Raw genomic sequence first — 14,858 nt, 5'->3', positions numbered from 1 at the left:
AAAACGTATCGTTCAAGACAGTTCGCTTGGAGTCGCCGCACCGTGATTGAAGCGGTGGAAGAACGTCTCCCTTCGCCTCGATGAAGGAACGTGTCTTGCACTCGTTGGTGAAAGCGGTTCAGGCAAAAGTACGTTGGGCAAAATTGTGCTTGGCTTGGAGCAGCCGGACCGCGGTGAAGTAACGTTCCTTGGCCGCAGCTTGCATCAGGTCTCGGCCAAAGAGCGTAAGCAGCTGCGTCGCGACATGCAGTTGGTGTTTCAGGATTCCCATAGCGCGGTTAATCCGCGCATGACCGCACTTCGAATTATTGCCGAGCCGCTGCGCGTACATGAGCGTATGACGGCATCCGAGCAATTACAGCGTGTGCGCGAACTGCTCGAAGTGGTCGGTTTGCGTGGCGACGATGCCGGGAAATACCCGCATCAGTTCAGTGGCGGGCAATTGCAGCGGATTTGCATTGCCCGTGCGATTGCTCTCAAACCGAAGCTGATTGTGCTGGACGAAGCGGTTAATAGTCTGGATGTACTCGTGCAATCGAGCATTTTGCGGCTGCTTGGACAGTTAAAGGAACGATACGGGCTGTCGTACTTGTTCATCTCGCATGACTTGGCAGCCGTTCGATTGCTCGCTGATCGTGTGGCCGTCATGGAACACGGCGAGATCGTCGAAACGCTGGACGACGCATCACGACTTGACGAACTGCGACACCCTGCCGGCAAGCGACTGCTGCAGGCGGTGCTGCCCATTCGTCCATATGGGCTAGTCCTTCGATAAGCCAAGATTTCTACTTCATACAATCATTTTTTTCCAAGGAAAGGAACGCCTATACCAGGCGACATTGGTTTATTGGATGAAAACGCATAGCCTGACATTAAATCATAAAACTTACTTGCAGTTGGCGCTGCCCCTCACCTTATCAACAATGACGACGCCTATCTTGGGAGCGGTGGATACGGCTGTAGTTGGACAGCTTTCGAACCCCGCTTATTTGGGCGGGATTGCAGTGGGTACGCTTATATTCAATACTTTATATTGGCTATTCGGGTTTCTGCGCGTCAGCACCTCCGGATTTGCAGCTCAGGCCTTGGGTCAAGGGGATAGGGACATGCAAAGTGAAGAGCTGATGCGGCCGCTTATGCTTGCTTTGCTACTTGGCATTTTGTTTATTGCGCTTCAATGGCCGATTTTACAAGTCAGTTTGAATGTAATTAATCCTGAAAATGATGTCAAAGCATTTATATCTCAATATTTTTACATACGTATCTGGGGTGCGCCCATTACTTTGATTAACTATGTTATTCTGGGTTGGCTGATGGGGATGGCGCAGATCAGATTTTCGATGTTTTTGCAGATCACGATGAATTTGATCAACATCTTACTTTGTATTTTATTTGTTTATGGTTTTCAATTAGGAGTCGGCGGCGTTGCAACAGCTACGGTTATTGCAGAAGGAGCCGCGCTCTTACTGGGGATAGGCTGCATTATTCGTCTGGCCCCCTTGAATTTGAACTGGAGCAGGTTCAGAAGGACGGTTTCTTTCTCCAAGATGAAAAAGAGTATGATGGTCAATAGTGACCTGCTTATTCGAACGGCTTGTCTATTGGCTGTTTTCAACATGTTCACGTCAGCAGGAGCCTCCTTCGGTACGGACTTATTGGCGGCCAATGCGATCCTTCTTCAAATTCATTTTATCATGGCTTATTTCTTTGATGGTTTAGCGAATGCAAGCAGTATTTTGGCAGGGAGAGCCGTAGGGGCGAAAGAACGGGAGACTTTCCGGAAGACGGTGATTTTATCATGGCAATGGTCCTTATTCGCGTCCATATTTGTCGCAATGCTATTTTATTTACTTAAGGAAGAAGCTATTTCTCTTTTCACTGGCTTAGACACTGTAGCCGAACTGGCAAATCGTTATAGCGTGTGGCTTATCTGGTTCCCGTTTATATCCAGTTTGGGTCTTGTTTTTTATGGCGTATTTACGGGCTCTTCTGTCACCCGTCCCATTCGAAATTCGATGATCGGAGCGTTTATTGCATTTCTGGCAGCTCGGTTTTTGTTAGTAGATAACTATCATAACGACGGACTCTGGATTGCTTTTCTTGTTTTCTCTTTAACCCGATCGCTGCTTCTGGTCGCATTTGTTCCGAAACTCGAAAACATACTGTTTTACAACCATGATTCCTTAAAACAAGAAGTAACGATACCAACTAAATGAGTAGATGTCAGAGGTCTCCGGAAAACGGAGGTCTCTTTGCTGTCCATTTCAAAAACCACAGTTTGAAGAATAAACTATTGTACCCCATTTGCGGTCAACGCACCTTAAACAGGAATCTCCGCTATCAAAATATGCTGCGGCTCTGCTTACACCCATCAGATATAACCTATCTCCATATCTCAATAAAACCTTTACAAAAACAAAGAGGAAACGTGGCATTGATAGCGAATGATATTTATCAGTAATTAATAAATCTAATAGATTTATTAATTAACTACACGAATGGAGCTATTTCCTGTACTTCGAAATCATTGAGAAAATTGAAAACAAGGAGATGACTAACAAGTGAAAAAGAAACTGTTAACCCGCTGCTTCACCTACCTGATGGCCACACAGCTTGCCGCCGGCTCTCTGCTGCCGCTTAGCAACCCTGCAGCTGCAGAAAGCGCAGCCGCCATCGAAGCGGCAGCTGGAATCCCCCGCATGCTCATTACTGAAATGGTCCCTGACTCCGGTGGAGACGATGCACTGGGAGAGGATCCCTACGAGTACCTAGAGGTTTATAACAACAGCGACCAGCCGATCGACTTCAAGGACTATTCTATTTTATACAGGTACCCGGGGGAGCCCGGCCATGATTTATTCTGGCGGCCTTACACCGATAAACAGATTATCATCCAGCCTAAGCAGGCCATGGTTTTCTGGGCGGTTACGGCGTCAGGGGAGCTCAAGACGGTGGCTGACTTTAATCAGCATTTTCAAACCTCGCTCGTTGAAAATAAAGACATTGTCCGGATTCCCGGCGGTCTTAACAACCTGAGGGAAAGAACCCTCGTGGTGGCTACTAATACAGGAACCGACATTGTACGCGCGAGCTTTAACCCAGGCGTGATCGATACGGCGGCTGATCTGAGTATCGAGTACGGCGTTCCGGACGCCGGCAGTCTCGATATGAAGAAGCTCAGCTCCAAGACGTTGCCGGCCTCCCCGGGAACCTTCAACCCGGAAAACGTATCGGCAGAGCCAGTCCTTACTGTGAATGACCCTGTCCCGCCGTCGGTAAAAGATCTTACGGATCACTCCGGCATTGATCTGATCAAGCCGATTGAGCTGATGGCCGAAGCGGCAGATGATCGTCTACTTGCGTCCGTTAATCTATACTATAAATCCAACAAGACGACGAATTATAAAATGGTAACCTTGCCTCGAGGCGCCGACGGACGCTTCCGCTACTCACTAGAGATGATGGAATGGTTCGGGAGCCCGACGCTCGACTACTATTTCCAAGCATCCGATACCTTCAACGCAACGTCAACGGCTCCGAGAACGATCAGCCTGGCCGGGAATGAGAAAAGCCCTGCGCTGAACGTTCTTGATGGCAATGTTCTATCCGGTGAGCGGGTTCTGATCGGTTCGTCTACCACCGCAGGGTCCATGTCGCTATCGATCGACGGCCAGCCTGTCAGTCCAACGGAACGAGCCCTGGAGAAAACGGCTTATTTCGTATTTGAAGCGGACGACATAAATGTAGGGCAGAACGTGACCACCATGGGCAGCGAGACGCTGCACTTGATTCCGTTCCAAACCAATGATTACAAAACCATGGTAGTGCCGGTACGGCCCGATTTGTTCAAGTACGGTCAGGCGAATCCGATTGCACTGCGAGCGGGTTCATCAATCCGACCTTATTATGAGAACCAGCCGGAGCCCGGCCTGGATGATTTCAATATCCGCAATGTCCGGCTTGTTTTGGCGGACGGTACGGTCATCCGCGACCCGAAATATGGGAACCCGGCAACCATACTGGACATGGGAGATAACGGACGCTTCCTTCCGGTAGTGTACTTCAACTTCACGATTCCCGAGCGCTATTGGGACGGGATCTCTTACCGATGGAATACCGCAGCAGCCGTTGACGGATCTCATCGGGTCGAGGTGACTCTGCCTGACGGCGGCAAGGACACAGCGAGCGTGATTGTAGACAATCAAGGTCCGGTTGTAACTGCGAATATTACGGAAGGCAGTACTTACAAAGGGGCTTTTGAGATACAAGCTTCCGCATCGGATGTGGCTTCCTCCGTCAAATCCTTCGAGGTGAATCTGGATGGCAAGCTCATTGAGGTTCCGTATTCCACCTCCTCTGCGGCTCTCACACCGGGGGAGCATAATCTTGTGCTTAAGGCTGTAGACGCCGGAGGCAAATCGACGGAGAAAACGATCAAGTTCACAACGCCTGCAGAGCTTCCGGGTAAGCCGCTCCTTGCGGCGCCGTCGGACGGTGAACAGGATACGGAAACGAACGTGAGCCTGCAGGTATCGGTTTCCGATCCGACCGGCGACCCGCTGAACGTGAAGTTCTTTAAAGGGCAAAAGATCACCGCCGCGGACGCGGGAGTGACCGCTTACAAGCATGCGGCTGATGTAGAGCCTCCTCTGACCTTGACGAGTGCTGGAGAAACTCAGCTGACCGCTGAAGAACAAACAGCCGCGGGAGCCTCCGATGACCGTTACGTCACTACGGACTCTACTGAACAGTTTCCTTATCAGCGCTTTGAAGTGGAAGCGGGGGCGGAAACCGGCGCCGGCGATCTTCTCGAGCTAAGTTGGGAAGGGCATTCGCTCAAGGGGCGTAAAGTAGGTTTGTACGCATGGAATTATACTGCGGCAAAGTGGGATTCCCTAGCGTCCACAGTGGCCGTTTCCGAGGAAGACTTTACCCTCTCTGCGGCGGTGGACGGCGGCAATTATGCAAGAAATGGCAAAGTCCAAGTCCTGATTCAGGATGAGATTCCGCGCCGTGAGCAGTACGATTTTACCATTGCCTCTATACCGGACACACAGATCTACGCGGAAATTCAGCCGGAATATTTTGAGTCCCAAGTCAATTTCCTGCGCGATGCCAAAGAATCGATGAATATTCAATATGTGATGCAAGTGGGGGACATTGTAAACTCTGCAGGCATCAAAGGACAGTGGGAACGTGCGGATAAGTTTATGAAGGTGGTAGAAGACGCCCAAATTCCTTGGGGTTTAGTCGCGGGCAACCATGACGTGTTCGACGGAGGAGCGACGTCAGTGCCGGATTACTCGGAATTCTCTAAGTATTTCGGAGAGAACCGCTTTAAGGATAAGCCTTACTACGGAGAGTCGTACAAAGATAACAAAGGTCACTATGACCTGATATCGGCAGGCGGCAACGATTTTATTTTCGTCTATATGGGCTGGGGCATGAATGATGAGGATATGGATTGGATGAGCAGCGTTCTGAAGCAGTATCCGGATCGTAAAGCGGTTATTGTGGTTCATAATTATTTGCAAAATAACGCAACAAGATCCGCAACTGGCAACGAGATTTACCAGAAAGTAGTAGTTCCGAATCCTAACGTATGGATGGTCATGAGCGGTCATTTCACCGGAAGTGCGCTGCGTACCGACCAGCTTGACGATAACAAGGACGGACAGCCGGATCGCAAAGTGTACCAGATTCTTAACGATTATCAGGGCATTCCGAACGGCGGAAATGGATATTTGAAGCTTCTGCATTTTGATACGGAGACGGATACCGTCTATGTTAATACGTATTCGCCGTATTTGGACGATTACAATTATTACGATCCGAGCAAGGATGAGTTTAAGCTTTCGGTGGATCTGAAGCCGATGGTGAAAAGAGTGGCGACCGACGCGATGACGGTAAAAGTGTACGCTAACGATGCGATTGGATCGGCGCAGGCGGCCAGCGGTTCCACAGCCATGGTCAACTGGAACAGCCTGAAAGGCAGTACGAATTATGAATGGTACGCACTGGCGGAGGACAGCTTCGGCGGACGGACGTACTCGGATATTTGGTCCTTCCGCACCCGCCTAACCGTTGAAGCGCCGCAAGGCGTGAAGGTGGCAAACGTGACCGCGGCTTCGGCGCAACTGAGCTGGTCCCCAACAACGGCATCTGACGGAAGCAGCGTGACCTACCAGGTGTACGGCAGTCAAGGGGCCATCACCTCGGTGACCAGCACGGTGTACAATTTAACGGGACTGGAGCCGGATACGGCCTATACGTTCCAGGTCAAGGCCGTACACTCGTCGGGAGCGGTATCTGATCTCAGCGAGCCGGTAAGTTTTAAAACATTGATCGACCTGCCTGCTCTGCAGAACGGCCTGCAGCGCTTGATTACCTCCGGCAAGGTCACCCATCCGCTGGCCAAACAGCTGCAGAATGTGCTGAGCCAGGCGGAGAGCCATGTGCAGAAGGGACAGCAGGATGAGGCAGCCAAGAAGATCGAGGACTTTATTAAGCACCTCAATAATAAAGCGCTTCAGGAATTGGCGTCAGCGGACGCCCGGCAGTGGCTGAATGATAAAGCTGAGGCCCTGCTTCGCATCTGGGGCGGATAACCTGCTTGTAAGGAACAAATTAACGAAAATCCCCTGGAAGATTTGTTCATCTCTTCCAGGGGATTTTGTTGCGAAAATATCGTCCCTAACCCTATATTTCCAGTTTACTGAAGTACAACCGAACGGTGACTGCGAGTCACAGCGACAAGCTGTCAAGCGGGATCTTGAACACGCTCTGCAGGACAAGCCCGACGGCCAGTGCAGTCTCGTCCTCTACATCGGTGAGATGTAGGAACTCTACGTTCCGGCACGTTTCCGGCACTTGGGCCATCACTCGCGCTTTGAGTTCATCAACGAACGAGTCCCCCCATACCGGCAGCATGAACCCGGTGAGCAGAACCCGGTCCGGGTTGAGCAGGGTGACGATATTGGCAACGGCGTAAACGATCGCTGACCTCACCATTTCGTAAAGCTGAACAGTTTCGGGGTCTCCGGCGCGGACAGCTTCGCTAAACTGCTCCACACTCCTGCCAAGCGTTCGCAGCAAGCCCCTTGAGGATGCCAAAGTGGTTAGGCATCCTCTGCCGCCGCAGTAGCACTCATAATCGTAGGGCGGCATAAACGCCTTATAGTGGCCTACCTCGCCTGCTACGAAGGAGGAGCCGGTGACCAGCAGCTTCTCTACGACGATGGCGCCCCCGATGCCGTTGCCTAATTTAAGCGTCACATTGTTTTTGGAGGGGATCAGACTTCCGCCCATATTCTCGTTGAGCGCAAGCAGATTGGTGTCATTCTCCAGAAAGACGGGCAGCCCGTACTCATCCTCCAGCAGCTTCGCCAGCGGTATCCGCTTCCAGCCGAGCCCCGGCGAGCGAAGCAGAATGCCTTCGGAGGAGTCAACGAGTCCATGGACGCTGAAGCCGATTCCCTTCAGGCAGGTAGGGTCAGGGGTCTGGCCTATGAGTTTGTCAATCACACTGCGGATCACCCGGAGCAAGTCCTCTTCGGTCTCGTAACGGTCTGCCTTCATTTTAGCTTCCGCCAAGCGGACGTGCTGAAAATTATATACCGCTCCCCGTGCCGATGTGCCTGACAATTCAATGCCGATCGCACTGAATCGGGAACCGTTAAGCAGCAGGGGAACGCGCTTACGACCGCTGCCGCTCTCAAGGGATTGCGGTTCGCCTTCGATGATCACTTGATCCTCGAGAAGGCGGTTGACGATGTTGGTGACGGTTTGCTGACTAAGTCCGGTTTTTCCAGCTAGCTCTACACGGGAGATCGGACATTCCGAATAGATCAGATGCAGCACCTTCTGCTGATTTATGGATTTAAGCAGCGTGTGGCTTGCATGTTTCAATGTGGACATAAGTCGACCTCTTCCTTGAACTGAACACGTTTATTCTCTTAGTAAAAATTAGTTTACCACGCAGGTCATTACTGGGTAAAGGCAGGGATTTTTGTCGAAAGATTTCTATTGTATCAAAAAGAAAAAACAGGTAGGATAATAATAAATAAAATTGATTTATTAATTGGGTGTAAATTGTAAACGTGTTCATACCACGTGAATCAGCGATTTTTAACAGATCCCTTACAAAACGATAATCATCGCCAAACAATTACCCTGTATTCTAATATTTAATAAATCAATTTTTTTTATTAATTAAAGGGGGGTTTCAGTATGAGAAACAAATTTGAAAAGCTTACGGCTTTTAGCCTGGCTGTTGCCATGTCGGGTTCGCTGCTTGCAGGGTGTACAGGAAAAACGGAACAACCTTCCGCAAGTCAGCCTCAGAATCAGACTAAAGAGGAAGTCTACGAAAACGGGCTGCCGAAGACAGAGAAAGTGACGCTGAAGGTCGGTTTCTTCATGGGAGGCTATGGAAGGGAATGGTTCGATTATGCCGTAAAGTCCTTCCAGGCCAAATACCCGAACGTTTCCTTCGACGTTACCGCATCGGCGGACATGAAGAATATGATTCAAACGAAAATTTCAGCAAGCAACGACAACGACATGTTCGACATTTTCAACACGACGCCGCCGTCCGGAGCACAAGGTATCATTTCCCTGGCTGAAGCCGGTAAGCTCGAGCCTTTCGATGATTTGTTCGACAGAAAGCTTCCGGACGTACCGGGCAAAGCAGTGAAGGAACTCATGATGCCGGGCCTCGCCGAATCGTTCACTAAGGTGAAGGGAAAGGTATACGAGTTTGCCACCTCGAGCTCTTACGGCGGATTGTTTTTCAATAAGACGCTGTTCGAACAGAAGGGTTGGAACCAGAATCCGAAGACATGGGCGGAGTTTAACGACCTGCTTGCCAAAATTAAGGCGGACGGCGTGGCGCCGATTACTTTCCCGGGAGTTTACCCTAATTACTATGACTGGGCCTTTGGACCTGCGAAGCTGTTTGAGCTGGCCGATATCAAAGGAAACGCAGATAAGGTGATCGAAAACTATAAAACGTACAACACACCTCAATTTACGAGTGAGGAAAACTTGGAACACTGGAACCGCCTGTATGAGCTTGGCAAGAAAGGATACTTCCCGGAAGGATTGCCAGCGTTAAACCATACCCAGTCCCAGATGCAGGTGATTCAAGGCCAGGCCGCGATGGTTTCCACAGGAAGCCATGTGGAGAACGAAATGAAGAAGACCACGCCGGAAGACTTCAAATGGGGCTTTATGGCGGTGCCGTTCAGAGATAAGGTGGAGCAAAAGCTTTGGATTCGAAGCGGAATTACTAACTTCCAATACATGTGGGCCGGCAAGCCGGATCTGAACAAGAAGTGGTCTAAGGAGTTCATTCTATGGTTGATGACGCTGGATAACCAGCAGTTCGCCGCAGAAAAAGCGGGCGCCCTCCCGATGAGAAAAGATTTGATTGACGATGCGACTAAAGTCGTGAAGCTTTCCACCTCTGCGCAGGCGATTCTAAAGTATATTAAGGATAACGATGCCCGGTCGTACAAGCCGCATAGAACTATTAGCATTTCCGATCCGAACCTGGCCAAAGCCAATAAGATGATGGAAGAAGCCACGGTAAAGATCGTATTAGGCAAGCAGGATCCGAAGCCGATTCTCGAAGAAGCAGACGCTTTGCTCAAGAAAGCCGTAGAAGCTCAGAAGAAATAAGTTTATAGGCGGGGAGGGGGTCCTCTCCGCTTTTCCATTTCCCTTGATAGGAGTTGACTTCCCTTGTCCGAACCTACTGTAGTGAAAGATAAACCCTCTTATTCCGGCCGCATGGGACTGGATAAAGCGCGGACTCAGAAGTGGATTTTTCTCATTATGGCTGTCGTGCCGCCGTTCGGGGGCTATCTGCTATTCACGCTGTTTCCGAATGTTTTATCCGTTTACTATGCGTTATTGGATTGGGACGGGCTCACGGATTCCAAGTTTGTAGGGCTCAGCAACTTTGTTACCGCGATTCAGGACGAGTATGTTTGGCGGGCGCTTAAGCACAACCTTATTTTTATGGCGACGGTACCGGCGCTGGTCGTGCTCATTTCCTTACTGCTTGCTTATCTGGTCACATACAAGAGTTATGTGGAAAATGAGTTCCTGAAAATCCTGTTTTTTTTTCCGAACGTTTTATCGATTGTCGTCGTTGCTCTATTATGGGCGTTCATATATGACGGCACATACGGCCTGCTTAACAGCGGCCTGAAGCTGCTCGGGATCGACATGAACCATTTTTATTGGCTGGGCAACGATAGTACGGCACTGTGGGCGCTGATTCCTCCATGGGTTTGGGGAGGCGTCGGTCTTTATGTCATCATTTTCGTAAATGCTATGTCGGGCATTCCCAAGTCGCTGTATGAATCGGCTATTCTCGAAGGCGCAGGACATATGACGCGGCTATTCAAGATTACGCTGCCGCTCATTCTGCCCGTCGTCCGGGTCAGCGCGCTGTTCCTCGTGATCAGCACGCTCAAGACTTTCGAGCTTATTCTGATTATGACTAATGGCGGCCCGTCGGGTTCTACGGATGTAATCGGTCTCTATATGTTCAACCTTGCTTTCGGTACGGAGTACATCAACTACGGTTACGCATCCGCTGTCGGTATGATTCTGTTCGTCATCTTGATCACGGCCAAACTGCTGTTGGATAAGTTTCTGCCGAACCGGGGTGTAGAGTATTAGGAACATACTTTTTAAAGAAGGGAGAAGATGAGATTGAAGGAAAAAAAGTCGTTTATGGACGTCGTGTGGCGTCTAGTACTATATGTGTGGGCTTTGTCAATCCTGTTTCCGCTAGTGTGGGTGTTCTATGAGTCTCTGAAGTCCAATCCGGAATTTTTCAAGGACATCTGGAGCCTTCCCAAAAAGCTGCAGTGGTCCAATTACACAACAGCCTGGACGGAATATGGCTTCGGTCGTTCGCTGCTAAATACGCTTTATTATGTAGGCGGAAGCCTTGTAGTCAGCTTGTTCTTTACTACACTTAACGCTTATGCCTTGACCCGGATGGAGTTTAAGGGACGGCAGCTGATCTGGGGCCTTATTATGCTTTCCTTGTTCCTGCCAGGGATTAACGCCCTGGTGCCTCAGTACGTGATTATGAGGGAGCTGCATTTGACGAACAGCTTAACGGGGTTAATCTTATTGTCCTCCCTGGGGGAGAGCGTGTTCTATCTAATGTTGCTCGGGGGCTTTATGAAGTCGCTGCCCAAGGACATGGAGGAAAGTGCTCATATCGACGGTGCTTCGATCTTCCAGGTGTTCTGGCGGGTGATCGTTCCCTTGTCCACTCCGGGGATTGTTACGGTTGCGATTTTTAAATTCCTTGGCTACTATAACAACTTCATGGGGCCGTTCATCTATTTGAGCGATCCCGAGAAATACACGATTGCGGTGCAGATGTACCAAGCCAATAAAATGATGGAGTTTACAGCGGATTGGGTTACGTTGTTTGCAGGGGTGACGATTGCGATGGTACCTTCCGTCATTGTGTTCATGCTGTTCCAACGGATGATAATGCAGGGCGCCACTTTAGGTGCGGTTAAGGGTTAAATGTAGAGTATGAAGGAGAATAATGCATGAAGATTGCTATAATCGGCTGCGGTACAATGGGCCGTACTCATGGGGCCGAATGGATTAGTATGCCCGGTATTGAGCTTGTCGGTGTGTGTGATCTGCAGGAAGAAGCCGCCCGGGCGCTTGCCGGGAACTTGGAGACAAAGGCTTATTTCGATTTCGATCAAATGGTGTTGGAGGCGGGTCCGGAGGTTATAGACGTCTGCCTGCCTACTCATATGCATAAGGAATTTGTTCTCAGGGCCGCCAGTCACGGGAAGCATATCATTTGCGAGAAGCCCATCGCCTTGTCGCCCGAGGAAGCGGATGAAATGGCCGCTGTCAGCGAGCAGCACGGAGTACGGCTGTTTATCGGGCATGTGGTACGCTTCTTCCCAAGCTATACCGATATTCGCCGCAAGGCTGCGGAAGGAGTAGTCGGGAAGCCCGGAGTGCTGCATACAAGACGGATGGGCGGCAATCCGGGTATTGCCAAGACTTGGTACGCCAATAGTGACATCAGCGGCGGTGTGATCCTCGACCTGATGATTCACGATATTGATTTTGCCCAAAGCATCTTCGGGAAGGCTGTATCCGTGTATGCAATGAACCGCAGGCACGAGGGTCTCGACTATGCTCTGACTACCCTGCGTTTCGAAAATGGCGGGATTGCGCATCTCGAGGGCTATTGGGGATTTCCAGGACCTTTCACGACTAGCGTGGACCTGGCGGGAAGCGGAGGAGTCATCCGCTTTAATAGTGAGGATGCCGTTTCGCTCAAAATGTTCAAGGCAAATAACGATTTACCGGAGACCCCGGCTATTCGGCTTCCCAAAAGCCCTTCTATGCATAATCCGTATTACCTGGAGCTGGCTCATTTCGTGGAATGCCTGCGGACCGGCGCAGAGCCGGACATAACGTTCGCTGACGCCCGAAGTGCGCTGCAGACGGGCCTTGCCGCGATTGAATCCGCCGCCGCAGGTCGTCCGGTACGTATACAGTGATGAAGAGGGACAGGAAGGGGAGGGACGTAGTGCCTGAGTTAACGAACGTTGTAAAGATAGGTATGATCAGCTTCGCTCATGGCCATGCTGCCGGCTTCTATCGCCAGCTCCAGAGGCTGCCGGGAGTGAAGGTTACGGGCATAGCGGATGACAACCATGCCCGGGTGGAGCCGTATTTGCAGGAGGATGCCGAAATCCGTTATTTCGCGGATTACCGTGAGCTGCTGAGCAGCGACTGTGATGCGGTGGTCATCTGCTCGGAGAACGTTTATCATGCCGAGCACACGATTTCCGCAGCGGAGGCTGGAAAGCATGTGCTGTGTGAGAAGCCGCTCGGCTTGAACGTGGAGGAAATGGAACAGATGGTAGCTGCCTGCGAGAAGAACGGAGTCCGGCTGATGACGGCGTTTCCCTGCCGCTTCCTCCCTGCAGTTGTGCAGGCCAAGGCAGCGATTGACAGGGGCGACATCGGCGAGGTCGTTGCAGTGAAAGGCTCGAACCGAGGCACCATGCCGGGAGGCTGGTTCATTGATCCTGCGCTGTCGGGTGGAGGCGCCCTACTGGACCATTCCGTTCATGTCATGGATCTGCTCAACTGGATGTTGGATAGTCCTGTAACGGAGGTGTACGCCGAAGCTGCGACCCTGTTTCATGAGATTCCAGTGGATGACGCCGGAATACTGCACGTGAAGTTTGCAAACGGAGTTATTGCTTCGATCGATACCAGCTGGTCGCGCACGAAGTCCTTCCCTTACTGGGGCGATGTTACGATGGAGATTGTAGGAACGAACGGTCTGCTTTCCGTCGATGCCTTTGGCCAGAAGAGCGAGGTATACAGCGATGAGAAAGTGAAAGCCCAATGGAGCCACTGGGGAGACGATATGAACCGCAGTCTGGTGCAGGCTTTCATCGATGCAATAAGAAGCAACAGGGAAGTGCCGATTACCGGCAAGGACGGCCTTCGGTCGGCTGCTGTCGCTGCAGCGGCTTACGAGTCGGTTCGCCGGGGTGAGCCGGTTACATTGGATGAAAGCGGACGAGTGAAGGCTTAGCAGGAAATAAGCTGTCGCAGGAATCATTTTATCATAATGCCAAAAGGAGTGGTGAAAGAAGCGAATGACTAGAGTAACCAGCCAGCAACTGCTCAAATCAATCAATCAGCAAAAGGTGCTGCATCTAATTTTTAACGAAGAACCGATATCACGGGTGGAATTGGCCGAATTAACGGGATTGACCCAGCAAACTGTGACCAACATCGTCAACCGGTTGCTACAGGAGGATCTCGTGGTCGAGGGTACGCCCATCGGAAGCAGCGGAGGCCGCAAGCCGGTTCCGCTGACGGTCAATGTTATGAATATGTTCGCAATCGGCATTGAGCTCGCTGGCAAATATGTCAGGGGGGCTTTGCACAATTTCCGCTACGATCTTGTAGGCGAAGCCAGGCGACCTGTCGAGCGCTACTTGAACGAAGATCACATTCTTGCGACTGTGTGCGAGGTGATCGAGGAGCTTTTGGAGCTAACGCCGGAACGAAGCAGGATCAAGGGGATCGGCTTGAGCATACAAGGGCTGGTGGATTCCAAACAGGGGATCGCCCTGCGGCTGCCCGGATTAGGATGGGGCCGGTTTCCTTTGCAGGAGCGATTGGAGAATAAGTACGATATGTCCTTCTACCTGGAGAACGACGTTAATTTATTGGCGATCAACGAAAATATGCATGGCAGCCTTAAGGGCTCGTCGAACAATTTAACGCTGAAATTCGATTACGGCATAGGCGGCGCCATTGTAGCCGATAATCAGTTGGTAACCGGGTCCACGTTCGGAGCAGGGGAGTTCGGGCATTACAAGGCATTCACTGGCGCGAACGCTTACCGCTGCCACTGCGGGGGAACCGGCTGCTTGACTACGCTTGCCTCTACAAGCGGACTGGCAGTGAATGTCGGTTTGACGCTGGATGAGTTCACTGAAGGCGTTCGCGCCGGAGAGCCACTGATGGCGGCGCTGTACGAAACCGTTGTGACCGCACTCTGTTTGGCCGTAAGCAATGTGATCACGTTTCTTAACCCCGACCATGTGTTGATGACGGGGAAGCTGCTGGAAGTTTTGGGCGATCGGCTGATCCCGGCCATGGACGAGCGGATTCTAGCGAACGTGCCGGAAACATGCCGTGGCGTGCGACTAAGTTACATGCGGCAGAAACCGGACGAATCAGCTCTGGCCGCAGGCTTGGTGATGAAGCGCGTATTTGAAGTGCCTGTCAACAGCCTGTCGCTGTAATCGGAAAGAGAG

9 protein-coding genes and 1 pseudogene are annotated in these 14,858 nt (G+C 51.0%); 9 read left to right on the top strand and 1 reads right to left on the bottom strand.

All coding sequences use genetic code 11. The features are described from left to right. Positions 1-46 precede the first annotated feature (46 nt). From QFZ78_RS38520 to QFZ78_RS12030, 3 genes and pseudogenes are all read left to right on the top strand, one after another. Positions 47-454: pseudogene (locus QFZ78_RS38520) on the top strand (ATP-binding cassette domain-containing protein); the annotation flags it as partial. Between the two features lie 397 nt (positions 455-851). Next, complete coding sequence (locus QFZ78_RS12035) at positions 852-2,216, top strand: MATE family efflux transporter (protein ID WP_307547726.1); 1,365 nt, start codon at positions 852-854, stop codon at positions 2,214-2,216. A 345-nt stretch (positions 2,217-2,561) separates the two neighbouring features. Continuing rightward, a complete protein-coding gene (locus QFZ78_RS12030) occupies positions 2,562-6,608 on the top strand; it encodes an FIMAH domain-containing protein (protein WP_307547724.1) in 4,047 nt (1,348 codons plus the stop codon). A 136-nt stretch (positions 6,609-6,744) separates the two neighbouring features. On the opposite strand, the gene QFZ78_RS12025 is transcribed toward QFZ78_RS12030, so the two are convergent. Further along, on the bottom strand, positions 6,745-7,917 hold the full coding sequence (locus QFZ78_RS12025; protein WP_307547722.1) for an ROK family transcriptional regulator: 1,173 nt from the start codon (positions 7,915-7,917) through the stop codon (positions 6,745-6,747). A 312-nt stretch (positions 7,918-8,229) separates the two neighbouring features. On the opposite strand from QFZ78_RS12025, the gene QFZ78_RS12020 reads away from it, so the two are divergent. The 6 genes from QFZ78_RS12020 (at position 8,230) to QFZ78_RS11995 (ending at position 14,846) form a co-directional block, all read left to right on the top strand. Then, the gene (locus tag QFZ78_RS12020) at positions 8,230-9,681 is read left to right on the top strand and encodes an ABC transporter substrate-binding protein (protein WP_307547721.1); all 1,452 of its coding nucleotides are present in this window, start codon (positions 8,230-8,232) and stop codon (positions 9,679-9,681) included. Positions 9,682-9,744: 63 nt separating this feature from the next. After that, the gene (locus tag QFZ78_RS12015) at positions 9,745-10,692 is read left to right on the top strand and encodes a carbohydrate ABC transporter permease (RefSeq protein WP_307547718.1); all 948 of its coding nucleotides are present in this window, start codon (positions 9,745-9,747) and stop codon (positions 10,690-10,692) included. Between the two features lie 27 nt (positions 10,693-10,719). Then, entirely contained in the window at positions 10,720-11,562 is an 843-nt protein-coding gene (locus QFZ78_RS12010) for a carbohydrate ABC transporter permease (RefSeq protein WP_307547716.1), read from the top strand. 26 nt (positions 11,563-11,588) lie between these two features. After that, positions 11,589-12,569, top strand: a complete 981-nt coding sequence (locus QFZ78_RS12005; protein ID WP_307547714.1) for a Gfo/Idh/MocA family protein — start codon at positions 11,589-11,591, stop codon at positions 12,567-12,569. Between the two features lie 62 nt (positions 12,570-12,631). Further along, on the top strand, positions 12,632-13,621 hold the full coding sequence (locus QFZ78_RS12000) for a Gfo/Idh/MocA family protein (protein ID WP_307555638.1): 990 nt from the start codon (positions 12,632-12,634) through the stop codon (positions 13,619-13,621). 64 nt (positions 13,622-13,685) lie between these two features. Beyond that, positions 13,686-14,846 carry an ROK family transcriptional regulator gene (locus QFZ78_RS11995; RefSeq protein WP_307547712.1) on the top strand — a complete coding sequence of 387 codons (1,161 nt, stop codon included), beginning with the start codon at positions 13,686-13,688 and terminating at the stop codon, positions 14,844-14,846. The last annotated feature ends 12 nt before the right edge of the window (positions 14,847-14,858 follow it).

Origin of the sequence: Paenibacillus sp. V4I5 (assembly GCF_030817255.1) — a bacterium.
Lineage (GTDB): Bacteria > Bacillota > Bacilli > Paenibacillales > NBRC-103111 > Paenibacillus_E.
Note: the sequence above shows the minus strand (reverse complement) of the source record. Positions and strands in the feature narration are given on the sequence as shown.